Genomic DNA, 22,381 nt, shown 5'->3' with positions numbered 1-22,381 from the left:
CTGTATTTTCCCAAAGGAGGCGGACGGGCTTCGGCGGTGCGGTGAGGACGGCGCTGTGGGTTTCCCATCGGAGGCGGCCGGGCTTCCGCGGCGCGGTGAGGACGGCGCTGAAGGGCGAATCTACTGTCGTACTCCCGACAAAACCGGGTCTCACGCTGTGCTCGGTCCCAATCACCGGATCGGGGCGCACCACTCGGCGCGAAATGCCGCTAGCGTGTCTTGCATACGAGCCCGAGTGGTGGAATCTGGTAGACACAGTCAGCTTAAAACTGGCCGTCGCGCGGCTTGCGGGTTCGAGTCCCGTCTCGGGCACTACTGGGAGTATGCAAGGCCGTCAAGAGGATCCAAAAGTCCTCAGCGCTAAGCCGCGCCGATTCCGCCACTGCGGTGCCGGTCACGTTCGATGCCGCCGCCTTAGTGCCACCCCGATCGGGTGAAGGTCTGAGCGGAGGCGGGCGCACCGGTCCCGATCGCCGAACGCGATCGGACCCCTGCTCAAAGGCTCATTGTGGGCTGGATGTACCGTTACATGACTGTGAGTCTGGTTCATCTCAATGTTGACTGTCTTGGGTACGCGTGCTATCCAGGGAAAGAGCGCTGATACCATCATGTCGAACCAGATCGCTGGGAGTCACTTCCCTTCTGCTGCAATGACTTTGCCACTTTTTTGGTATCGCGGAGTCGATTGGCCTGTGTCGTGAGGATGGCGATGCCCGAAACACCTCGGTCCACAACCCATACGTTCCAATCAAATGGACTGGCCCAGCCGAATGGCGCGGCCGGAACTGACGGACCGGTGCACGGCTCCGCGGATCTGAAGTCCCGACTGCTGCGGCTGGCCACACTGCCGCTGGCGGCCACCGCGGCCCTCGGCGTCGGTGTCACGGTCTTCCTGACCGGCACCGATATCGGCGCGGGCCCGGCATGGATGCCCGCCATCGTGGTCGGCACCGCGGCGCTGTTCCTGTGCATGGTGCTCTACCTGGCCGTCCACTCCGCCTTGAAGATCAACACCGACATCGGCCGCCAGATCGCGGCGGTGCGGCGCTCCACGGCCGAGACGCACTACAAGATCTGGCAGGTCCTCGAAGAGCTCCAGCGCACCGTCCCGCCCGAGCAGCGCTGGTCGGTGCCGATGCCATCCGAGACGCGCCAGGACGTGCCGACGTCCGAGGCGATCCGCATGCTCGCCGCCGAGGCCCAGCAACTGCGCCAGGTGGCCGGCGTCATCGCGAGCCGCGGCGTCCCCCAGCCCTCGCCCGCGGTCAGCAACGGCAACGCCGTTCAGAGCGGCGCCGGCGCCAACACCGGCGCCATCCCGACCAGCGGGTTCGACACCGCGGTCCACCCGCGCGTCGGCATCTTCGTCAACCTCGCCCGCCGCCTGCAGTCGCTGGTGCACCGCGAGATCGAGCAGCTCGACGAGCTGGAGAACCAGGTCGAGGACCCGGACCTGCTCAAAGGCCTGTTCTCGGTCGACCACCTCGCGACGCGCATCCGCCGCCACGCCGAGAACCTCGCGGTCCTCGGCGGCGCCAGCTCGCACCGCCAGTGGTCGCGCCCGGTCAACGTCTACGAGGCGCTGCGAAGCGCCGTCGCCGAAGTGGAGCAGTACGCCCGCGTCAAGCTGGTCCGGCCCATCGAGGGCACCCTCAAGGGCCACGCCGTCGCCGACGTCATCCACCTCGTCGCCGAGCTCGTGGAGAACGCCACCACCTTCTCGGCCCCCCAGACGCAGGTCCTCATCCGTGTCCAGCGCGTCCGCTCCGGCCTGGCCGTCGAGGTCGAGGACCGCGGTCTGGGCATGGAGCAGCACGAACGCGAGCGCTACAACACGATGCTGACGACGCCCGACGACGTCGACCTCGACGAGCTGCTCGCCGACGGGCGCATCGGCCTGTACGTCGTCTCCTCGCTGGCCCGGCGCCACAACCTCACCGTGCAGCTCCAGTCCAACATCTTCGGCGGCACCCAGGCGATCATGGTGCTCGGCGAGGACCTCCTCGGCGACACACCCGAGCGCCCCGCTCCCAGAGAGGTCCAGGCGCCGCCCGCGCAGCAGCAGCAGATGCCCGTCCGGGTGCCCTCGGCCCCGCCGAGCCAGCTCCCGGCCCTGCCATCGGTCCAGTTGGCGACGGTCGCCGCGGACACCGGCCGCCACGCCGCCCGTCCGCAACCGGTCGCCGGCAGCGGCCACCAGACCGGCGCGATCCAGTCGAGTTATGCCCCGCCGCCCCGCAACGCCCCCGGGGCCGGCTACGGCTCCGAGCCCGGATACGACTCCGGCTACGGCACTGGCACCGCGGGCGGCCCCGGCTACGGCTCCGCGGGATACGAGACCGCCGAGATGCCGACCGTCGACGCCTCGGGACGCGCGGGCGGCTCGCACCACCAGAGCCCCCCTCCCGGGCGCGAGTCCGACGCCCGGCCGGCGCTGCCGAAGCGCAACAAGCAGACCCACCTCGCCCCGCAGTTGCGTGAGGCGCCGCAGCCGGCGGCGCGCGGGTCCGAGTCCGGCCACGACCCCCAATTGATGAAGGCGTTCCAGCAAGGCCAGTTCCGGGCCGACACGCAGGACGAAACCCAGATCCCCACTTCGGACCGTTCCAGTCCGTATCGAAGCGAGGAGGCCTGATGGTAGGGGTCCTCACTTCGGAGTCCGTTCCAGTCCGTATCGAAACGAGGAGGCCTGATGGCAGGGGTCCTCACTTCGGAGACCGTTCCACTCCATACCGAAACGAGGAGGCCTAATGGCAGGCGATGAGGCAGCGGCGCAAGCGACAGATCTGGGCTGGCTGCTGGCCGGTCTGATAAAACGGGTGCCCCACACCCGCAGCGCCCTCCTGCTGTCCTCGGACGGCATCAAGAAGGCGTTCCACGGGCTCAGCACCGACCAGGCCGACCAGCTCTCGGCCATCGCTTCGGGCATGTTCTCATTGGCGCGCAGCGCTGGCGCCCAGTTCGGCTCGGCCGGCGGGGTACGGCAGGTCGTCGCCGAACTCGACGACACGCTGCTGTTCGTCTCCACCGCCGGATCCGGCGCGGTCCTGGCCGTCATGGCCGGGCGCGAGGCCGACGCCGGCGTGCTCGGATACGAGATGTCGATCCTGGTCAAGAGCGTGCGCCCGTACCTGGAGACGCCCGTTCGCAGGCCCGCGGCCACCAGTGGTGAAATGGTGGGCTGATGTCCGACTTCGAGGACCTTCCACTGCTCGACGAGGACGCCGGTCCGCTGGTCCGCCCGTATACGGTCAGCAATGGACGCACCGCTCCGACCGCGAAGCTGGACTTGCTCTCGCTGGTGAGGTCGACCGGGCAGATGAGGCCCTCGCAGCTCGAAGCCGAGCACGCGGAGGCGCTGCTCCTGTGCAGGGAGCCGATCTCGGTGGCCGAGGTGTCGGCCCACCTTCGGCTCCCCGCCATGGTCATCAAGGTCTTGCTGTCCGACCTCGTCGACTGCGGCGCCGTAACCGCCCAATCGCCCGACCCCGCCGTCGATCCCACCGACCGAACCGTATTGGAGGCACTCCTCAATGGCCTACAACGGCGACTCTGACCATTCGCCTGCACAACAACACCAACCCTTGCCCACCGCGATCAAACTCCTCGTCGCAGGGGGATTCGGCGTCGGCAAGACCACCTTCGTCGGCTCGGTGAGCGAGATCGAACCGCTGAGCACCGAGGAGACCATCACCACGGCCAGCATCGGCACCGACGACCTCACCGGCCTGGGGGACAAGGAGACCACGACGGTCGCCCTCGACTTCGGACGCATCACGCTGGACCAGCGGCACATCCTGTACCTGTTCGGCACCCCCGGGCAGGACCGGTTCTGGTTCATGTGGAACGAGCTGTCCGACGGGGCCTTCGGCGCGGTCGTCTTGGCGGACACCCGCAGGCTCGAGGACTGCTTCCCCGCCCTCGACTTCTTCGAGCGGCGCGGCACGGAGTTCATCGTCGCGGTCAACGAGTTCGACGGCTCGTACCACTACGAGCCCGAAGAAGTGCGCACCGCCCTGGACCTCAAACCGAATATCCCGATCGTCACCTGCGACGCGCGCGATCCACGTTCCGCTACATTGGTGCTGGTCACCCTGACCAAGCACCTCATGTCGGCCGCTGCCGCGGTCGCCCGGTTAGGAGCCCAGAATGACCACGTCCGACAACGACTTCCGACTCACCATCACCCCCGACGACCCGCGCGCGCCCGAGCGGGTCAGGCGTCTGCGCGAGCTCGGGATCGGCGACCAGCCCGACCCGGAGTTCGACGACCTCGCCAAGCAGCTCACCGAGATCACCGGCGCGCCCTACGCGATGGTGAACTTCATCGACGAGGACCGCCAGTACTTCGCGGGTCTGGCCGCGCCGGAAGGGGACACGGCCTCGCAGGCCCTGGCGGGTGCCGAGCCGCCGCCGGAGGTCGGCCGGGAGATGGACCGCGACCACGGCTACTGCCCGCACGTCGTGGTGCGCGGCAAGGCCCTCGTGCTCGGGGACGTGTGCGACTACCCGCGCTTCGCGGGCAACCCGGTCGTCGACAAGATCGGCATCCGCTCCTACATGGGCGCGCCGCTCATCGACGACGACGGCAACACGCTCGGGACCGTGTGCGTGGTCGACACCGAGACCCACGAGTGGGGCCGCCCGGGCCTGGACGTCATCAAGGAGATGGCCGCGAAGGTCATGGACCGCATCCGCGAGCGCAAGCAGCACGAGCAGGAGTCGGCTCAGCAGGCGGTCAGGCAGCAGGCACCGGGGCAGCAGGCACTCGGATATCCGGGAGAGGCATAGCGAAGAGGAGGCCGCTTCCGCCGCCTCCTCTGAGCTGTGTTCGGTTCGTTCCGCCCGTGACGGGCCCGGCATGGTCTGGCCGATCCTCCAGACATGCCCCTATGCCACTGCGACCGGCTCGCCTCCGACGATCCGTTCGGACCACTGGCCCCTGGAGCGCCCCAGGGCCTCTTCGGCCAGCCGCAGGCGCTGGATGTCCGAGGTACCCGCGGGAGCGAAGATATGGAAGGCATCGCGCAGATACCGCTCGATCGGCCGGTCGGTCGACAGGCCGGCCGCGGCGTGGATCTCCATGGCCTCCCGGGCCGAGTCCAGCGCGGACTCGACGTTGACGAGTTTGGCGTTCATCAGCTCGACGTCGCACGCCTCGCCCTGATCGAGCAGGTGCACCGCGTGGTAGGCCGTGATGCGCGCCGTCATCAGACGCGAATGGATCTGCCCGATCTTCTGCTTGATGTTGTCCAATTCGGCGAGCGGCTTGCCGTAGAGCGTGCGCTGCGAGGCGTAGGCGACGGTCTCGTCGAGGATCGCCTGGTGGATCCCGAGCGACACCGCCGTCAGGTTCGAGCGCCCGTAGAGGACCGAAGAGGAGTAGGCGACCTTGAGGCCGTCGCCCTCGGTGCCGAGCATGTTCGTCGCGGGCACGCGGCAGTTGTCGAACAGCAGCTCGCCGAAGCTGAAGCCGTGCAGGCCCATCGTCGACTGCTGCGGGGCCAGCGCGAATCCCGGCCGGTCCGCCTCCACCAGGAACGCCGACAGCCCGTCCTTGCCCGGTCCGGTCCGCACGATCACGCCGTGCAGGTCGCCGACGTGGCTGTTGCCGACGAAGACCTTGTGGCCGTTGAGGATGTAGTCACCGCCGTCGCGGACGGCGTTGGCCTGCATGCCGAGGACGTGTCCGCCGGAGATGGACTCGGTGACGGCGATGGTGGGGAGGCAGTGCCCGGCGGCGACGGCGGGGAGCCAGGTCTTCTTCTGGACTTCGTTGCCGAAGTGGATGATCTTGGCGACGCCGAGCTGGGAGGCCTGCACCATCGCTCCCATCGCGCCGGAGACCCGGGAGAGCTCTTCGATGATGATGGTTTTCGCCAAGTGGCCCATGCCCATGCCGCCGTACTCGCGGCCGATGGTGACGCCGAGCCAGCCCTGTCGGGCGATCATTCTCGACAATCGGTGGTGCGCGGTCTTGGTGGCTTCCATTTCGCGGATCCGGGGCCGGACTTCGCGTTCGGCGAAGTCCCTGACCTCTTTCCTGAGGGTGTCATGCTGGTCATTGGTGAAGTAGCCGGTCATTGGTTACCCCCTGTGGGCAGCTCAGGCTCGCCATCGACCGCTCGGTCAGCAGTCCCCACCATGAACTCACGACGAGCTGTTATGTGAAACTTTCTCGGAGTGACTGTAGCAACCGTTATCGCATGGGGCAAGGGTAAGCTTTGTGGACATTCCGCCGTTACGGGACGGTAACATTCCGTTGTGCCGCAACAGAAATGGACACCTTCGACTACTCTCAGAATTCGAGACTGGGGGTGCGTTCTGCATGTGCATATGATAACGGAAAGCCTTCTCGGCTCTTTCCGGGGGCGTTATCTCAGCTTTGTCGAGCCGTTATCTTGTATTGACGCAGGTGCAATCGTCCCATGATTGGATCACGATCGGAGCGACATGCCCCGCGCCATCTCCACCGACCCCAGGAGTGCAATGTTCAACGCGAAACCGAAACGCTATCTGGCCGCGGCCGCCGCGGCCGGACTGGCCGTCACCATCACGGCCGTCGGCGCCTGGTCGGCCGCCGCGGACCCCGGCCGCGGACACGGCCGCGAGGTCGACCTCCAGCTGCTGGCCATCAACGACTTCCACGGCAACATAGAAGCCTCCGACGGCCTCACCTATGAGCTCGACGGCGAGACCATCCCCGCCGGCGGGGCCGAATACCTCGCCACGTACCTCGACGAGGCCCGCGAGGGCGAGCGGTTCAGCACCACCGTCGCCGCCGGCGACCTCATCGGCGCCAGCCCCTTCCTCTCGGCCGCCTTCGGCGACCAGCCCACCATCGAATCGCTCAACGCCATGGGCGTCGAGGTCTCCTCGGTCGGCAACCACGAATTCGACAAGGGCATCGACGACCTCCACCGCCACATCGAAGGCGACGGCGACTACGCGGGCGCCGACTTCCCGTACCTGGGCGCCAACGTCGTCGAGGAGGCGACCGGCGAACCGGTCCTCGACCCCTACTGGATCAAGAAGTTCCGCGGCGGCGTCAAGGTCGGCTTCATCGGCATGACCCTCGAGGGCACCGGCGACATCGTCGCCAAGTCCGGCATCGAGGGCCTTGAGTTCGTCGACGAGGTCGAGACCGCGAACAAGTACGCCGAGCAGCTGCGCCGCAAGGGCGTCAACTCCATCGTCGTGCTCATGCACGAGGGCGGTTACCCCGTCGAGGAGGACACCGGGCACGAGTGCGAGTCCCTCGACGGCTCCGGCGTCGGCATGTCCGGTCCGATCGTCGACATCGCCGAGAACATGTCCTCGGCCGTCGACATCATCGTCACCGGCCACACCCACCAGGAGTACGTCTGCTCGGTCCCCGACCCGGCCGGCCAGCCGCGCATGGTCACCTCCGCGTCCTCCTACGGCCGCGTCTTCACCGAGATCGACGCGACCTACGACAGGCGCACCAAGGACATCGTCCGCTCCTCGGTGACCGGCTCCAACACCGTCGTCGAACGCGACGTCGAGGCCGACCCGGTCCAGTCCGAGCTCATCGCCGGCTACCAGGACGACGTCGAGGAGGTCGCCGGGCGCGAGGTCGGCTACATCGCCGAGGACATCACCCGCGGCGACACCCGCGCCGAGGAGTTCCCCCTCGGCAGCCTCATCGCCGACGCCCAACTCGCCCGCACCGCCGACCCCGAGCTCGGCGGCGCCGAGATCGCCTTCATGAACCCGGGCGGGGTCAGGGCCGACCTGCTGTACGGCGAGGACGGCACCGTCACCTACGCCGAGCTGTTCAGCGTCCAGCCGTTCAACAACTACCTGGTCACCATGGACCTCACCGGGGCGCAGATCCTCACCCTGCTCCAGCAGCAGCTGCCGAGCGAGGACCGGTCGACGACCCTGTTCCTCCAGGTCTCCGAGGGCTTCACCTACACCTGGGACACCACCCTGGAGGGCACCGAGCAGATCGTGGCCGACTCGCTCATGCTCAACGGCGAGCCGATCGTCGCCGACCAGACCTACCGTGTGACGGTCAACTCGTTCCTCGCCGACGGCGGCGACTCGTTCTACGTCCTCGCCGAGGGCGAGAACCGCCTGACCGGCGAGGTCGACCTCGTCGCGTTCGAGGCCTGGTTCGCCGAGCACTCCAGCCCGGACGCCCCCGTGGAGGCGCCCGAGCCCGGGAGGGTCAACGTCATCTAGTCGCGGACAATTCAGGCGGCGGGGAGCGACCGCTCCCCGCCGCTCCCGCGATCGCTGGCCCAGACCGGATAGTCTAGAGACGCCCTGACATATACGGAGGACCGCAGACATGCCTCAGAGCAGAAACTCATCCCTCAGAAACATGATGAAGACCCAGTACGCCGAACAGCAGCACATGGGCGCGGCATACGGGCCTTACGGGCAGATGACCCAGGCGCCGCAGGTCGACACCATGCGGATCGACGACGTCATCGTCCGCACCGTCGCCCTCATCGGCGCGACATTCGTCGCGGCCATGATCACCTTCACGATGGTCGCCAACGGCATCGCCAACGGTGACCAGGCCGCCATCAGCACCGCCTTCACCCTCGGAGGCATCGGCGCGTTCGTCGGTCTCGGCGTCATCCTCTTCTCGATGTTCCGGCCGGTGATGAACCCGATCGTCTGCTTCGTCTACGCGATCGGGCAGGGACTCCTGCTCGGCGGCGTCAGCGCCGCCTTCGAGCAGACCCAGCCGGGCATCGCCGTCAACGCGCTGCTCGCGACGGTCCTGGTCTTCGGCGGCATGCTGGCGCTCTACAAGTTCCGCATCCTCAAGAACTCCCCGATGTTCACCAAGGTCATCGTCGGTGCCGGCTTCGGCATCTTCGCCCTGATCGCGGTCAACCTCGTCGCCGGCCTCTTCGGCGCCGACCTCGGCCTGTTCGCCGGCCCCGGCGAGTCGGCCACGACCCTCCAGTGGGTCATCGCGATCGCCCTCACCCTGTGGGCCGCGTTCTCCTTCATCCTCGACTTCGACATGATCGAGCAGTCGGTCAACGCCGGCGCGCCCAAGAAGTTCGCCTGGGCCGGGGCCTTCGGCCTCACCGCCGGACTGATCTTCCTGTACTGGAGCCTGCTGCGGCTCCTGAGCTATTTCAACGAGTAGCTCGGCCGCGATGGACCGAACCTTGGAGCGGGCGATCGGGCGCGTCGTCGAAGGCACGCGCCACTGGTCGCCCGCTCGCTGGTCCCAGCACCGGCGGGCCGAGGCCATGCACCGGCTCGTCCAGGCGCTGGCCGACGTGTGCGCCGATGTCGAAGGCGAGCCGCGGCGCGAAGTGCCGCGGCTGGGCAACGACCTCCACCTGCCCGACCAGCTCCAGGTGATCGGCCTCGACCTCCTGGACGTGGCCGACAAGCTCACCGTCGGACAGCGAGCGGCCGTGGACGAGGCCATCGCCAAGGCGCGTCAAGAACTCTTCTGAACCCCGGCCCGAGTGGCCGGCTCCCACACCGTCTCGGAGTCGTTCGGCAGGAACGCCGGGAGGCTCGGAGGCTCCCGAGGAGCCGTTCGTACCGGGCGGCGGACACGGCGCGGTCGCGAACCGGTGTGCCCGCGAACAGATCGATGGTCATGCGCCCATGCGAAGGCGTGTATCCGAGGTGCGGCCCGAACCTGAGAAGCCGTCCGGGACCGGTCCCGAGGCGCCCTGCGTACCGTGGTCGCGGGCTCTCGAATCGACGATGCGGAGGCGGCGTGTGGATCTGGATCGCACTGGGCGCGGTGGCACTGGCAGTGGCCGTCATCGTCATGCGGCGGCAAGGTGAACGGCCGACGCCGGCCGCGGAAGCCGGCCACGGCCTCCGCATGACGGCGAAGAGGCCGCGGGTGACCTGGCCGCCGGGCTACTCGGACACGAGGCCGATCCGGACGGTGCGGCGGCCGGATTCGCTCTATCTCATCGAGGAGTTCGAGAACCGGGCTGAGGCACTGGCATTCCTGCGAGGCTGCGAGGTGCGGGACGAGCGGGTCTACGTCATCGCCGAGAACCCGCAGGGCAACCTCGGCAAGGACCTGGTGATGGTCTTCGAGGAGGCCGACGGGGCCTTCGTCGAGATCGCCGAGCGCACCGCCCTGCCGACGCCCCGATACTCCAGCGAGGACTGCGCCCGCTGCGGCTACTCGGTGATCCCGGCGGCCTCGCCGGGATTCTCGGATTCGAGTGAGGAGCACGGCTCGACGTGGTGGTTCTTGTCTCTGGAGGACATGGAGATGGGCGGGCATGGCGAGCAGTGCAAGTCGTGCGGTGCGCTCGGGTGCGCGAGATGCCACCGGGCGGTGCCGCAGCAGCGCAACGCGGACGGCTCCCTGGACCTGCGATGCTGGATGTGCGACGGTGAGATGGACGTCTTCACCGAATGACCATGCGGGAGAACCGTGCCACCACGGTCGCCAGACCCCCTCGAAGCAGTTAACCCCCAGGTTCGCGTCGAGGGTCCGGGGCTGGTCGATCTCGACGAGCATCGATCAGCCCCTTCCCCTCGGCGTCGCCGAAGGACGCGACGCCCCGGCCGAGATCACGTTGGCGCGCGCGGGTGCGGCCATAGCCTCAGAACATGGAGCTGAGCAAGGTCGAAGGAGCGCACTGGCAGGCGTTCGAAGGGTCCCAGTCGGTAGCGGAGGACTGGACGTGGCGTTGCCCGGACGGGAAGCGATTCGTCTCGTTCGGGAAGGAAGCGGATGCGGTGGCGGGGCTGGCACGGCGCATTGGCACGGAATGTTCACGCCCGCCCGTTCCCGCCAACACCCCCGCTTCCATCAGCGACGATGAGGGGGCCGGGCGCATCGGGATCGGTAGCCGTCATGGGTGGCGCTGTGGTCGGGCGGGGGCCTGCTGAGATCTGCAATGGAAGCGGGGGCGTTGGCGGGAACGGGCGGGCATGATGGTCACTCTGCGCCAAGGCGGCGACAAAAGCGGTGGCAGGTGGGGTGGCGTTGGCTGGTCGGCGCGGAGGTGGCCGGTGGTGCCGTGCCGGGTTGGGCTGAGGAGGGCCCGGCGGCGGATGCGGGGTGGCTGGTGGTCCGGTTCGGGCTCGGGGCATGGGGATGTGCTCGAACCCGGTCTCCGGTTCGAGCTGGCGACCTATGAGGTGCCTTCCCCGCCACGGCATCCCGCGACGGGCGACCTAAAAAGGGTGGCGGTCCGTAGTCCGGTGCCGGTGCGGCACTTACCAGGCTATGAGTCCACTTCGGTTCCGTCAGTGGTGTGGAAGGCTCAGGTCCGGTCCTGGCGCTGCTCTCGGTTCCCGTTCCGGTCTCCGGTTCGGGTTCGGTCTCGCTTTGGGGTGTCGGTGTTGTGAAGCGTGCTCGCGCTTTAGCGCGGGCGGCTTTCGCGGCGGCCATGACCTGCTCGGTCTCGGCCTGCTCAGCAGCCGCTTCGAGGTCGGGTTTCAATGTCTCCGACCATTCCTCGGGATACAGGCCGGTGGGGAAGGCGTTCGCGATGTCCTCGGCGAAGTCGGCATCCAAGTCCGCGTCGGTGCGCCAGTCCGAGCACCCGCATGTGAGGTCGGGGTCGGTGTCCTCGTGCCCGTCGTGGTGGACGATCAGGGCCTTGCCCGGTCCGGTTTTCTGGATGGTCCAGCCGGGGGTGTGGATGCGGCCGTGGTGGAACCGGCACAGCAGAATCAGGTTCTCGGCTACTGTCGGGCCACCATTCGCCCAGTGGCGGATGTGGTGGGCCTCGGTCCACTGCACCGGTGCGAGACAGCCGGACCAGGCGCACCCGCCGGGCTGCTCGAGTTCCAACTTCCTGCGCAGCGCCGAGTTCGGGAGCCGGAGTGCGCGGCCGAGTTCGATCGCTTCGCCGGTGCGGTAGTTGAACACGTTGGGGATGACCAGGCCCTCGCAGGCGAGCAGGCGGGCCTTTCCGAGGCTGATCGGGTCGCCTTCCAAGGTGGCGACGCGTCCGGTGTCTTCCCCAGCCAGGGTCTCGATGTCGACTGACAGGTGCAGCATGGCGGTGTGCCCGTGCCGCTTGGCCGCGTTCGGGTCGGCCCCGTGGGCCGCGACCATCTGGTGGAACGCCTCAGCCCGCCGGTTCGCCGCCGGCGGCAGCGACCCGTCCTGATCGACCTCGTCCTGACGCGGAGGCGGCACGGCCGTCGTCAACAGCTTCGCGAACAGCTTCCCGGTGTCGGCCGACAGCAGCCCGGAGAGAACGAACATGCCGTTCTCGGTCTCCACCAAGTCGAGCCGCTGCAACGACTGCTGCCCCAACCCGTCCAACAGCTCCTCACCCGAGTCGAGGGCAGCCTGGAGCTCGTCGAGCTGGGCGTGCACGTCCTTGACGGTGGCGTGAATGCAGTACTGCGCGATCAGATGCTCCGGGGTGGGGCAGAGGATGTCCGCGTCGAACGGGGACGGCACCGGCTCCTTGCAAGGAGTCCGGGCGTACACCCGCAGGGCCTTGGTCGCATCGAGGCGGCGCACGGCCGCCGCGACCCGGTCAATCCGCGCCGCAGCCGACGTCGCCGTCTCGGCCAGGACGGTGAACTTCCCTGCCGTGCGGGCGATCGCCGCCAGATCAGCCGCGACGCGGAGGTGGAAGTCGAAGGTCGATACCAGCCACTCGCGCAGGGCGGAGAAGCCGTCGCAGTCGCGGTGGATATTCCAGGCTTTCGCGTCGATGACGTCCGACAGCACTCGCGCGTGCACCGAGTTCATCAACGCGGCGGCCTCGTCAAGGTGGGTGTGGATGGCCTGCGCCCGCTCGGTCCGCTCCGTCTTACTGGGCTTCATGCTCGCCTTGGCCATCTGACACCCCCTCGGTCATTGAGGTCTCGTACGAACCTGCTGTTTCCGCCGGTTCGTGCTATACCTCTATTCTCCCAGGTCACAAGGCCCATGTCATCACCCATTAGGGTGGGAAAACACTCACGTTTCCCCGCCCGGAACCACGAGAATCCCTGCCCCGCAAGAGAAACCGGACACCAATCAGGACCGCCGTACCGGCCCGCGCCCAAAGGAACCCTCATGCCCGCCGACCCAACCTCCACAAAGCACTTACCCTTTCGTCGCCGCCCGGTTGAAGCCGCACTCACACGGACCCGGCCCCGAAGATCGAGCCCGACAGATTCCTACCTCGTCGTCGCTGCTCGTGACACCCCGTTGCGCCTATGTCAGTTCCATTCGAGCTTGTCCAGGTACCTACCCAGCAGGTGGTTGAACTCCTCAGGGCGGCACAAGTCCGGCGCGTGTCGCAGAACGAGTCGGCGATGACCAGCGCCGCCGCTCGGCCGGGGAAGTCGAGCGCGATTGACGCGCGGACTGACCGGTCCCGCCCTCTAAGCCTCGCCCCAGCCCGCCATCAGCAGTCCCGCATCGTCCAAGGCCTCGACCAGGTTGTCGATCTCCCACCGCACCACGCTCCTCCTGGTTCGCGTCTCCGGCCCTCCTTCGGCCAGCTGCGCCTCCAAGCTCCTCGCGGCCGACTCCAGGTCCACCGGCGCGGGCGACTGCTCGCCCCTCGCCAGCGCCGCCAGCCTCCGGTACGCGCCCTCCACCGCACCGGCGAAGTCCTCCACCCCCGGCAGCGCCGCCGCCTCGCCCCTTCCCACGCTCGCGTTCACCGCCACCAGCGCCCGCGCCGCCCTCGACAGCGCTTCCTCGGCCCCCATCGCATCGGCCGACAGCGGCCCGGGCCCGGCCACCGGCTCGGCCTTGGCCTGATCGGCCGCCGTCGTCAGCGCCGCCCGCTTGGCGCGGACCCGGTCGATCACCGAGTGCATGAGCATGGCGTCGTAGTCCTCGGGGTGCGCCTGCCGGTCGAACACCAGCCGCGCGTAGTCGCTGTAGGCGTCGACGAGCTCGGCCAAGAGGTCCCCGAGCCGCCGGGTCTGCCAGGTGGGCGCCAGCATGTAGAACCCGATCGACAGCGACGCCCCGATCGCGGTGCACAGCCCCCGGTCCACGCCGGCGCGCATGGGGTCCTCGCCCGACAGGTCGATCTGGAAGACCGTGAAGGCGGCGACCATCGCGGCGAACGCGAGCATCGACACCGGCCGTGTCCAGTAGGCCAGCAGCGCGCACCCGAGCACGAGCAGGCTCAGCCACAACGGCTCGTGCGGCACCACCAGGCCCAGCATTGAGGCGGCGATGACGCCGCCGAGGGTCCCCAGTGCCCTGGTCACGCCCCTGGTGAGGGTCCCCGCGAAGTCGGCCTGAAGCACCAGCCACGACGTCAGCGGGATCCAGTAGCCGTGGTCGCTGGGCCAGGCGAGTCCGAGGGTCATCGCCAGCGCGACGACGCCGGCGCGCCGCATCGCGTGCTGGAAGGTCGGGTCGGCCCAGCGCACCCGGGAGCGCAGCTGCTCGGCCGCCTCGCGCGCCTGCCCGGTCGCGTACATGAGCGCGGGGTCGGCGATGACGTCGTCCGATCCGGTGGCGATCAGGCTCGCGTAGCCCTCGGTGTCGTGGAGGGTCCGCAGCAGGCCGCTGATCTCGGTGGGGATCGTCCCGGTGGACGTGGCGACGGGGTGCTGCGCGAGGCCGTCGAGGAGCTCGTCCCAGTCGAGGGCGGCGGGCCGCCTGCTGGTGATCTCGCCTGCGAAGTGCCGCAGCAGCCGCGCCGACAGGTGCAGCGCCTCGGAGTGGAAGGCGACGGTGTCGGCCTCGCGGGCGTCGGCGCGGGACCTCGCTGAGGCGACGCGTCCGATCGCGGCGGACAGGGCGTAGATCTGGTTCCGCGCGTCCTTGACGGCGGCGGGGAGCGCGCGGCGCCGGTCGAGCTCGCGGGCGGCCTCGGCGAGCGCTTCGGTGCGGAAGGGGACGTTGGGGTCGGCGGCGAGCGCGTCGGCTTCGTCGGCGAGCGCCCGCCAGGCTTCGGCGAGAATCTTGCGGTCCTCGGCCCACCGGTACCGCGGCGGCAGGAGCGCCCCGAGCCCTTGCACGGCGGCGGCGGCGAACACCGCGACGGCGGCGGTCCCCGCGCTGGTGCCCTCGGTGAGGTGGTCGGAGAGGAAGAACAGCACACCGGCGACGGTGAGGGTCACGCCGGCGCCCGGGGAGATCGAGCCGACGAACGTCAGCCCGAACGCGTACACCGCGGCCGCGGCGACGAGCGGGACGGGATGGTCGGTGGCGCCGAGGAGGACCCCGCCGGCGCCGACCAGGCCGATGAGCAGGGGCACGGTCGGCTCGGTGCGGACGCCGGGGTTGACGAGTCCGACGCCGCCGAGCCAGGCGCCGAGGATCGCCGCTTCTCCCCATCCGGGCATGTCGAGGACCTGGGCGACGACCATGACCACGGCGACCCCGGAGGCCGCGCGGACCGCCAGCACGGGAGCGGCCTCGCCGGGGGCCCAGGAGCGCAGGTCGCGTCCGACGCGCCTGACCGACTCCGCTACTCCCGGGTTGACCACGCCCCCAGGCTAGCCTCGCCTCCCGGTGTGACGGGTGCGACCGGTTAGGCTTGACCTCATGCAACAACCGGTGCTGGTGGTCGACTTCGGGGCCCAATACGCGCAGCTCATCGCCCGCAGGGTCCGCGAGGCCCAGGTCTATTCGGAGATCGTCCCATCCGACATGCCCGCGAGCGAGATGCTCGCGAAGAATCCGGCCGCCATCATCCTGTCCGGCGGCCCCTCGAGCGTGTACGCCGAGGGCGCTCCGCACGTCGACGAGGCCGTCTACTCCTCGGGCGTGCCGATCCTGGGGATCTGCTACGGCTTCCAGGCGATGGCCCAGTCCTTGGGCGGCACCGTCACGAAGACGGGAACCTCCGAGTACGGCGGCACTGAGCTCAGTGTCACCTGTGAGTCCAAACTCCTCGCCGGGCTGCCGGAGCGGCAGTCGGTGTGGATGAGCCACGGGGACTCGGTCACGGCCGCCCCCGACGGTTTCGACGTGGTCGCCTCGACCGCGGGCGCGCCGGTCGCCGCGTTCGAGAACCTCGAGAAGCGCCTCGCGGGCGTCCAGTACCACCCCGAGGTCGCGCACACCCCGCACGGGCAGGCCGTCATCCGCCACTTCCTGCACGACGTGGCCGGCCTCGAGCCGTCGTGGACGAACGCGCAGATCATCGACGAGCAGGCGGCGGCGATCCGCGAGCAGGTCGGCGACAAGCAGGTCCTGTGCGCCCTCTCGGGCGGCGTCGACTCCTCGGTGGCGGCCGCGCTGGTCCACCGAGCCATCGGCGACCAGCTCACCTGTGTCTTCGTCGATCACGGGCTGCTGCGTGCCGGCGAAGCCGAGCAGGTCGAGAAGGACTACGCGCAGCTGACGGGCATCGACGTGCGCACCGTGGACGTCTCGGAGCAGTTCTTGACCGCGCTCAAGGGCGTGGCGGACCCCGAGGAGAAGCGCAAGATCATCGGCCGGGAGTTCATCCGCACCTTCGAGGCCGCCGCGCGCGGCATCGCCGCCGAGAAGGACATCGAGTTCCTGGTCCAGGGCACGCTCTATCCGGACGTGGTCGAGTCCGGCGGCGGCACCGGCACCGCGAACATCAAGAGCCACCACAATGTCGGCGGGCTCCCCGACGACCTCCAGTTCGACCTGATCGAGCCGCTGCGCACGTTGTTCAAGGACGAGGTCCGCGCCATCGGCATCGAGCTGGGCCTGCCGGAGGCGATGGTGTGGCGCCACCCGTTCCCGGGCCCCGGTCTGGGCATCCGCATCGTCGGCGAGGTGACGCGCGAGCGCCTCGACCTGCTGCGCGCGGCCGACGCGATCGCCCGCGCCGAGCTCACCGCCGCCGGATTGGACCGGTCGGTGTGGCAGTTCCCGGTCGTGCTGCTGGCCGACGTCCGCTCCGTGGGCGTCCAGGGCGACGGCCGCACCTACGGTCACCCGGTGGTGCTGCGCCCGGTCACCTCGGAGGACGCCATGACCGCGGACTGGTCGCGCCTGCCGTACGAGCTGCTCGCGAAGATCTCCACGCGCATCACGAACGAGGTGCCCGAGATCAACCGCGTCGTCCTCGACGTCACGAGCAAGCCGCCGGGCACGATCGAGTGGGAATAGGCCGTCCGGAGCGCGGCTTCGCGAGCTTCACCGCGTGCGATGGTCAAGGTCGTACAGTTGAGGGATGCAATTCCGGATAGCTGCGTACGGGGAGGTACGTGACGAGAGAGGTCGGCTCCTTCTGACCCGCCGCCACCGCGCGGGGCGCGACGCGGGCCCTTGGCATCTCCCAGGGGGCGTCATCGACCACGGGGAACCTCCGAAGCACGCGGCACAGCGCCTGGTGAACGAGTACACCGGCCACGACGTCGCCGTCGGCGAGCCGCTCGAGGCCGTGGCGGTCGCCAGACGCGGCACCCACACCAACGCCATCATCTACCGGGCGACCGTGACCGGCGGCCCTGATGCCGCCTCCCAGAGCGAGTCGGTCGAATGGGTTGACCCGGCCCGTGCCGCGGCCGAGCCGCATTCGCCGTTCGTCTCGGCCTGCCTCGGCCTGGCCGACGACCGGCTCGCCGGTCGCGTCGACAAGACGCCGACCCAGATGCGGCCGACGCCGCCCACCAAGGCCAAGAAGGGCCGGCGCCGCCGCGGGCAGCGCTTCGGCGCCTACGGCGTCGTCGCCGACTCGGCCGGCCGCATCCTGCTGGCCCGCATCGCCGACGGCTACCCGGGCGCGGGCACCTGGCATCTGCCCGGCGGCGGGGTCGACTTCGGGGAGTCGCCGCGCGCGGCGGTCTTCCGGGAGATCTACGAGGAGACCGGGCAGGACGCCCGCGTCGGCGCCCTGCTCAACGTCACCTCGTTCCGCCACCGCCGCGCGATCGGACCCGAGGGCTATCCGCTCGACTGGCACGGCGTGCGCGCGATCTACTCCGCCACGGTGCCCGATCCCTCGGCCGCACAGGTCATCGAGGCCGCGGGCGGTTCGACGTCGGAGTCGCGCTGGTTCGACGCCGACGCGCTCGCCGGCCTGCCGCTGTCGGCGGCGGTCGAGGACGCGCTGCAGGTCGTGGACCTGCACAAGCTCGCGGTGCCGCCTAGGGCCTCTCCTGTGCATCAGAACGGCCGCTAGCCGGTCCATTCGTCCGTTCGCTGCGTTGTCACAGCGCCCCGCTGCCGGTGTTGTATCGGGGCGCCCTTCCGCCTTGCGAGCGAGCGAACGACCTCGGCTATCGACTCGTCCTGACGCACAGGAGAGGCCCTAGCGCCAGCGGGCGATGATCGTCTCGCCGGCCTTGACCGGTTCGCCGGGCGAGCAGATCGCGTCGGCGGCGCCGGCCGGCAGGTAGACGTCGGTGCGCGAGCCGAACCGGATGAGCCCGAAGCGCTCGCCTTTGGCGAGGGCCGCGCCGACCTTGGTGCGGTTGACGAGCCTGCGCAGGACGGCTCCGGTGCGCTGGGCGACGACGACGCGTCCGCGCGGCGTGGCCAGCACCGTGTAGCAGGCGGCGTTGTGCTCGGCCTCGGGCGCCGAGACCTTCGAGTAGCCGCCCCGCTCGAGGAACACGTCGACGACTTCGCCGGAGACGGGGGAGCGGTTGATGTGCACGTCCAGCAGTGACAGGTAGGCCGAGATGCGCAGCCAGTCGGCGCCGGCGGTGCCGGTGGCGGCGCCGAAGCGCTCGTCGGTGACGTTCTCGATGCCGATGATCTTGCCGTCGGAGGCGGCCAGGACGGCTTCCGGTTCGTCGTCTTCGCCGCGCAGGTCCGCCTCGCGCTGCGGGTCGCGGAAGAACGCCGCGGCGGGGAGCGCGGCCGCGGCGGGCAGCAGCCATGCCTTCGAGGCGGGCCGGATCCGCTTGGCCGCCCAGGCGGCGCCGAGCAGCATGCCGCCGATGATCATGCCGTTGGAGTCGACGTGCAGGCCGGGGGTGAGCGGCACCGAGGAGGCCCGCCACGCCGGGGCGAGGTCTTCGGCGGGGGCGAGGGCGCGCGGCTCGGCCTCGTTGCCGCCGGCCGATCCGATGCGGAGCTTGTGGATGCGCAGCGGCGGCAGCGAGCGCAGGATGAGGTCGGTGCCGATGCCGTACTCGGCGACGAGTTCGGCGATCTCCTCGCGGGCCGGCGCGGTCAGCGTCGCGGCGAAGGAGAGCACACCGCCGGGGAGGACCTTGGCGCGGAGGGTTTCGATGTCGGCGATGAACGCCTCGGCTTCGACGGTGACGGGCGAGGCGAGCATGACCTGTTCGGCCGCTTCGGCCTCGGCCAGGTCGGCGACGACGGTGACGATGCCCGCCGTCCACGAGCCTTCGGCGTCGAGCGCCGCCCGCAGGTCCTCAATAGAAGCTCGATCGGCGACGACGGTGAGGCGGTCGCTGGGCATGAGCGCCTCGAGTGCCGCCGTCAGCACCGGGTTTCCCCAGGCGGCGCCCACGACGAGGCCGCTCTTGGGGCCGCGCCGGCGGCTGAATTCGTCGGTGATGCCGCGAGCCGCGGCTTTCGAGATCGGCATAACCCAGACTATAGAGCGCTCCGGCTGCGGATCGGCCCCGCCCGCAGCCGTGACGTCAGTGGCGAATGACTGGCTATGGACCGGTTTGTCATCGTACTTTCGGCGATTCCTAAGAATCATTCGGATGAGCGGCCGCGCCGGGCCGCCGGGGCCCCTCGTTTCCCCTCGTACAAGCGGATCCCAACCTCACCGCTCCAGGAGGACTGAAGAACGATGACACGACACTCCAGATTCGCCCCACTCGCCGCGCTCGGCGCCGCGGCCTTGGCCGCCTTGGCCGTGCCGGGCGCCGCCGCCGCTCAGGAGAGCGAGAGCGAGCCGGTCAGCGGCGACATCGTCGTCGAGGAGGGCCTCGAACTGCGGGGCGAGCTCGACGGCGAGCCGTGGAACGTGTGGGCGAACGTGCTCGGCCTCAAGCCGCACGGTGGCGAGGAGGTCCTTCAGGTCTACTGCATCGACATCCACACGCCGCTCGACCAGGAGAGCCCGTACACCGAGGGCGACTGGGACGAGTCGGGCGTGGCCAACCTCGAGAAGGTCCGCTGGGTCCTGTTCAACGGCCACCCCAACGTCACCGCCGAGGCGCTCATCGAGTCCTCCGGCGCCCAGGCGGCCGAGGGCTGGGACGAGGCCGCGATCGGCCGGGTCGCCTACGCGGGCACCCAGGCCGCGGTGTGGCACTTCACCGACGGCTTCACACTGGACACCGACGACGCCGTGATCGGCGGCAGCGGCGAAGAGAGCGAGGGCGTCGCCGCGGTCTATGAGTACCTGACCGCCAACGCGGGGCGCCTGCCCGATCCCTCGGAGTTCTACATCGAGCTCGACGGCGTCGAAGAAGCCTCCTATGAGGATGGCAGGTTCGGTCCGTACACGGTCCGCTCCAACGCAGGGCCGGTCGAGCTGACCGCCGACGGCGGCAGGCTCGTGGACGCCGGCGGCGACGAGATCGCGAGCCTCGAGGACGGCGAGGAGTTCCACATCGTCCTCGACGAGGACTCCGAGGGCATCACCATCGGCGGGCACGCCACCTACGATCTGCCGGTCGGCCGGGTCTTCATGGCCACCACCGAAGCGTCGCTCTCGGGCGACGCGGCCAACCCGGTCAAGTCCGGCGAGTCTCAGAAGCTCATCCTGGCCCAGCCCAGGGAGTCCGAGGTCCCCGCCGAGTGGGCCTTCGCCCTCGAACTGCCCCCGACCGACCGGCCCACCGAGGAGGCGGCCGCGCAGCCGAAGCTCCCGGCTACCGGCTCGAGCCTGAGCCTCGCCTTCGCCGGCGGGCTCGCGCTCCTGATCGGCGGGCTCACCGTCCTGGCCTTGACGCGGCGGAGGGCCGCCGCCGAATAGGCCCGATCTAACGCGGGGCGAGCGCCCCGCTGCCGCCGGGGCGTCCGAATCTTGTCGATCCAGTTCGGGGCCGGGCACGCCCCGGCGGCTCACACACCTGAATCCGACGCATGGTGCGGCCGGGGCCGAAGCGATCGCTTCGGCCCCGGCATGTTCCGTCCCACGAACGTCCATCCGCCACAGTCCAGCCGGTGCAAAACGTGTCGTTGCCGAATCGTTATAGTGTCGCCGCTCTCCCTTGCCCGCCGCAATCCCTTGCCGCGCAGGTGAAATACCTGGTAGTGGCCGATCAATGACTGGACCGGGTCTGGTGCAACCGTCCGGCGCTCACTAACGTGTCGTAGGCAGAATCAACGCGTCAATCCCTCGGAAAACAAAAGGGACTTCAACAAATGATGAGAAAAGCCCTGAAAGGGTCGCTGGCCGCTGCCGCGGGAATCGCGCTCGGCCTCGGAACCGCGAGCATGGCGCTCGCTCAAGACGGAGAGGGCGAGGAGCCGATCCCCGTCGCCTCCGGAACGGTGTCCTCCGAAAACGGGGTCGGCCTCTACGGCTCCATCGGCGAGGCCGAGAAGAACGTCGAGGCGAGCATGCTGAGCATCGAGCTCGGCGAGGGCGACGCCCGCACCGTCTACTGCATCCAGATCCAGGTCGGACTGTTGAAGAACAGCGTCCACGAAGAGCGCGCCTGGGAAGAGGTCCCGGTCGAGGACCTCCCGCTCGTGCTCGGCGTGCTGCTCAACGGCTACAACGGCGGCAACGCCACCGAGCTCATCGAGGCCGCCGGCGTCACCGACGCCGACCTCGGGGACTTCTCCGCCGACCAGGTCGCCTACGCCGGCACCCAGGCCGCCGTCTGGTCGCTGACCGACGGCTGGACCATCAACGCCGAAGACCCGACCCAGGGCGGCGACGGCGTCGATGCCGCCGTGACCGGCGTCCAGACCTACCTGCTCGAGAACTCCGAGCCGGCCGAAGAGCCCGAGATGGACCCGTACTTCGAGGTCGACGACTCCGAAGCGGCCGTCGACGGGACCACCGTCGGCCCGTTCACCGTCTCCACCAACCTCGGCACCGTCACGTTCCAGCAGCCCGAGGGCGCGACGATCGTCGACGAGAACGGTGAAGCCGTCACCGAGTTCAGCGACGGCCAGTCCGTCTGGGTCGAGTTCGACGAGGCCCAGAGCAGCACGGTGAACATCACCACCGAGTCGGTCATCTGGACCACCCCGGTCGGGCGCGTCTTCGTCCCGGTCGACGCGAGCTCGGAGACCCTCACGGGCCAGAACCTCATTCTCGGCCAGTCGCACGAAGAGGAGATCGCCGCCGAGGTCGAGTTCGAGCTCGTCATCGAGGACGTCCCCTCCGAGTCGCCTTCGGCGCAGCCCCAGCTGCCCGTGACCGGCACCAGCCTGACCACGGTCGCCGGCATCGGCGGCGCCGTGCTCGTCGCCGGTGTGGCCGCCATCGTGCTCATGCGCCGCCGCGCCGCCACCGCCGGTGGCGACTGGGGCGACGACAAGTAGCCCGATCATCTGAGACGGTTCCCACACGCCCGCTGGTGCCGCCGGCGGGCGTGTGGCATACTTGGCCACGTGCATCAGATCGCGCGATTTTACTTTTACTACGGCACGGATCGTCCG

General features: G+C 69.2%; 16 protein-coding genes, 1 tRNA gene and 1 pseudogene. 14 read left to right on the top strand and 4 right to left on the bottom strand.

The window, feature by feature from the left end; translation table 11 throughout:
* The first annotated feature begins 229 nt into the window (after positions 1 to 229).
* The 6 genes and pseudogenes from ACYVK3_RS02815 to ACYVK3_RS02790 all read left to right on the top strand — a co-directional run bounded on the left by ACYVK3_RS02815 (position 230) and on the right by ACYVK3_RS02790 (position 4,791).
* A tRNA-Leu gene (locus ACYVK3_RS02815) sits at positions 230 to 312 on the top strand.
* 484 nt (positions 313 to 796) lie between these two features.
* The gene (locus tag ACYVK3_RS02810; protein ID WP_460495736.1) at positions 797 to 2,635 is read left to right on the top strand and encodes a sensor histidine kinase; all 1,839 of its coding nucleotides are present in this window, start codon (positions 797 to 799) and stop codon (positions 2,633 to 2,635) included.
* A gap of 115 nt (positions 2,636 to 2,750) precedes the next feature.
* Positions 2,751 to 3,185 carry a roadblock/LC7 domain-containing protein gene (locus ACYVK3_RS02805; protein WP_460495734.1) on the top strand — a complete coding sequence of 145 codons (435 nt, stop codon included), beginning with the start codon at positions 2,751 to 2,753 and terminating at the stop codon, positions 3,183 to 3,185.
* Positions 3,185 to 3,556, top strand: coding sequence for a DUF742 domain-containing protein (locus tag ACYVK3_RS02800; protein WP_460495733.1), 372 nt, complete (start codon positions 3,185 to 3,187; stop codon positions 3,554 to 3,556). Before ACYVK3_RS02805 ends, ACYVK3_RS02800 begins: the two co-directional genes overlap by 1 nt.
* Positions 3,534 to 4,145: pseudogene (locus ACYVK3_RS02795) on the top strand (GTP-binding protein); the annotation flags it as partial. The gene ACYVK3_RS02800 and the pseudogene ACYVK3_RS02795, both read left to right, overlap by 23 nt.
* A gap of 4 nt (positions 4,146 to 4,149) precedes the next feature.
* A complete protein-coding gene (locus ACYVK3_RS02790) occupies positions 4,150 to 4,791 on the top strand; it encodes a GAF domain-containing protein (protein ID WP_460495732.1) in 642 nt (213 codons plus the stop codon).
* A gap of 99 nt (positions 4,792 to 4,890) precedes the next feature.
* On the opposite strand, the gene ACYVK3_RS02785 is transcribed toward ACYVK3_RS02790, so the two are convergent.
* Entirely contained in the window at positions 4,891 to 6,084 is a 1,194-nt protein-coding gene (locus tag ACYVK3_RS02785) for an acyl-CoA dehydrogenase family protein (protein ID WP_460495731.1), read from the bottom strand.
* A gap of 405 nt (positions 6,085 to 6,489) precedes the next feature.
* Between ACYVK3_RS02785 and ACYVK3_RS02780 the strand changes: the two genes are divergently transcribed.
* The 4 genes from ACYVK3_RS02780 to ACYVK3_RS02765 all read left to right on the top strand — a co-directional run bounded on the left by ACYVK3_RS02780 (position 6,490) and on the right by ACYVK3_RS02765 (position 10,393).
* The gene (locus tag ACYVK3_RS02780) at positions 6,490 to 8,208 is read left to right on the top strand and encodes a bifunctional metallophosphatase/5'-nucleotidase (RefSeq protein ID WP_460495730.1); all 1,719 of its coding nucleotides are present in this window, start codon (positions 6,490 to 6,492) and stop codon (positions 8,206 to 8,208) included.
* Positions 8,209 to 8,350: 142 nt separating this feature from the next.
* On the top strand, positions 8,351 to 9,136 hold the full coding sequence (locus ACYVK3_RS02775; RefSeq protein WP_460495729.1) for a Bax inhibitor-1/YccA family protein: 786 nt from the start codon (positions 8,351 to 8,353) through the stop codon (positions 9,134 to 9,136).
* Positions 9,137 to 9,146: 10 nt separating this feature from the next.
* Complete coding sequence (locus ACYVK3_RS02770) at positions 9,147 to 9,455, top strand: hypothetical protein (RefSeq protein WP_460495728.1); 309 nt, start codon at positions 9,147 to 9,149, stop codon at positions 9,453 to 9,455.
* Positions 9,456 to 9,727: 272 nt separating this feature from the next.
* Positions 9,728 to 10,393 carry a hypothetical protein gene (locus ACYVK3_RS02765; protein WP_460495727.1) on the top strand — a complete coding sequence of 222 codons (666 nt, stop codon included), beginning with the start codon at positions 9,728 to 9,730 and terminating at the stop codon, positions 10,391 to 10,393.
* A gap of 525 nt (positions 10,394 to 10,918) precedes the next feature.
* Here ACYVK3_RS02765 and ACYVK3_RS02760 read toward each other — a convergent pair.
* The gene (locus ACYVK3_RS02760) at positions 10,919 to 12,772 is read right to left on the bottom strand and encodes an HNH endonuclease signature motif containing protein (protein WP_460495726.1); all 1,854 of its coding nucleotides are present in this window, start codon (positions 12,770 to 12,772) and stop codon (positions 10,919 to 10,921) included.
* A gap of 545 nt (positions 12,773 to 13,317) precedes the next feature.
* The gene (locus ACYVK3_RS02755; protein ID WP_460495725.1) at positions 13,318 to 15,393 is read right to left on the bottom strand and encodes an FUSC family protein; all 2,076 of its coding nucleotides are present in this window, start codon (positions 15,391 to 15,393) and stop codon (positions 13,318 to 13,320) included.
* Positions 15,394 to 15,451: 58 nt separating this feature from the next.
* On the opposite strand from ACYVK3_RS02755, the gene guaA reads away from it, so the two are divergent.
* Together guaA and ACYVK3_RS02745 are read left to right on the top strand one after the other, a co-directional pair.
* The gene (gene guaA / locus ACYVK3_RS02750; protein ID WP_460495724.1) at positions 15,452 to 16,996 is read left to right on the top strand and encodes a glutamine-hydrolyzing GMP synthase; all 1,545 of its coding nucleotides are present in this window, start codon (positions 15,452 to 15,454) and stop codon (positions 16,994 to 16,996) included.
* A gap of 64 nt (positions 16,997 to 17,060) precedes the next feature.
* On the top strand, positions 17,061 to 18,011 hold the full coding sequence (locus ACYVK3_RS02745) for an NUDIX hydrolase (protein WP_460495723.1): 951 nt from the start codon (positions 17,061 to 17,063) through the stop codon (positions 18,009 to 18,011).
* Between the two features lie 129 nt (positions 18,012 to 18,140).
* Here ACYVK3_RS02745 and ACYVK3_RS02740 read toward each other — a convergent pair whose 3' ends face one another.
* Entirely contained in the window at positions 18,141 to 19,391 is a 1,251-nt protein-coding gene (locus ACYVK3_RS02740; RefSeq protein ID WP_460495722.1) for a phosphatidylserine decarboxylase, read from the bottom strand.
* A gap of 213 nt (positions 19,392 to 19,604) precedes the next feature.
* Between ACYVK3_RS02740 and ACYVK3_RS02735 the strand changes: the two genes are divergently transcribed.
* Positions 19,605 to 20,738, top strand: coding sequence for a thioester domain-containing protein (locus ACYVK3_RS02735; RefSeq protein WP_460495721.1), 1,134 nt, complete (start codon positions 19,605 to 19,607; stop codon positions 20,736 to 20,738).
* Between the two features lie 392 nt (positions 20,739 to 21,130).
* Positions 21,131 to 22,264 carry a Cys-Gln thioester bond-forming surface protein gene (locus ACYVK3_RS02730; RefSeq protein ID WP_460495720.1) on the top strand — a complete coding sequence of 378 codons (1,134 nt, stop codon included), beginning with the start codon at positions 21,131 to 21,133 and terminating at the stop codon, positions 22,262 to 22,264.
* Positions 22,265 to 22,381: the final 117 nt, after the last annotated feature.

This window comes from Glycomyces tarimensis, from assembly GCF_054776215.1.
The sequence above is the reverse complement of the archived record's forward strand: the minus strand, read 5'-3'. Positions and strand labels throughout refer to the sequence as shown.

Excerpts from the sequence above, each read along its gene's own strand:
- ACYVK3_RS02805 (WP_460495734.1), top strand. The coding sequence starts at position 2,751 with ATGGCAGGCGATGAGGCAGCGGCGCAAGCGACAGATCTGGGCTGGCTG.
- ACYVK3_RS02800 (WP_460495733.1), top strand. The coding sequence starts at position 3,185 with ATGTCCGACTTCGAGGACCTTCCACTGCTCGACGAGGACGCCGGTCCG.
- ACYVK3_RS02790 (WP_460495732.1), top strand. The coding sequence starts at position 4,150 with ATGACCACGTCCGACAACGACTTCCGACTCACCATCACCCCCGACGAC.
- ACYVK3_RS02785 (WP_460495731.1), bottom strand. The coding sequence starts at position 6,084 with ATGACCGGCTACTTCACCAATGACCAGCATGACACCCTCAGGAAAGAG.
- ACYVK3_RS02780 (WP_460495730.1), top strand. The coding sequence starts at position 6,490 with ATGTTCAACGCGAAACCGAAACGCTATCTGGCCGCGGCCGCCGCGGCC.
- ACYVK3_RS02775 (WP_460495729.1), top strand. The coding sequence starts at position 8,351 with ATGATGAAGACCCAGTACGCCGAACAGCAGCACATGGGCGCGGCATAC.
- ACYVK3_RS02770 (WP_460495728.1), top strand. The coding sequence starts at position 9,147 with ATGGACCGAACCTTGGAGCGGGCGATCGGGCGCGTCGTCGAAGGCACG.
- ACYVK3_RS02760 (WP_460495726.1), bottom strand. The coding sequence starts at position 12,772 with ATGAAGCCCAGTAAGACGGAGCGGACCGAGCGGGCGCAGGCCATCCAC.
- guaA (WP_460495724.1), top strand. The coding sequence starts at position 15,452 with ATGCAACAACCGGTGCTGGTGGTCGACTTCGGGGCCCAATACGCGCAG.
- ACYVK3_RS02745 (WP_460495723.1), top strand. The coding sequence starts at position 17,061 with ATGCAATTCCGGATAGCTGCGTACGGGGAGGTACGTGACGAGAGAGGT.
- ACYVK3_RS02740 (WP_460495722.1), bottom strand. The coding sequence starts at position 19,391 with ATGCCGATCTCGAAAGCCGCGGCTCGCGGCATCACCGACGAATTCAGC.
- ACYVK3_RS02735 (WP_460495721.1), top strand. The coding sequence starts at position 19,605 with ATGACACGACACTCCAGATTCGCCCCACTCGCCGCGCTCGGCGCCGCG.
- ACYVK3_RS02730 (WP_460495720.1), top strand. The coding sequence starts at position 21,131 with ATGATGAGAAAAGCCCTGAAAGGGTCGCTGGCCGCTGCCGCGGGAATC.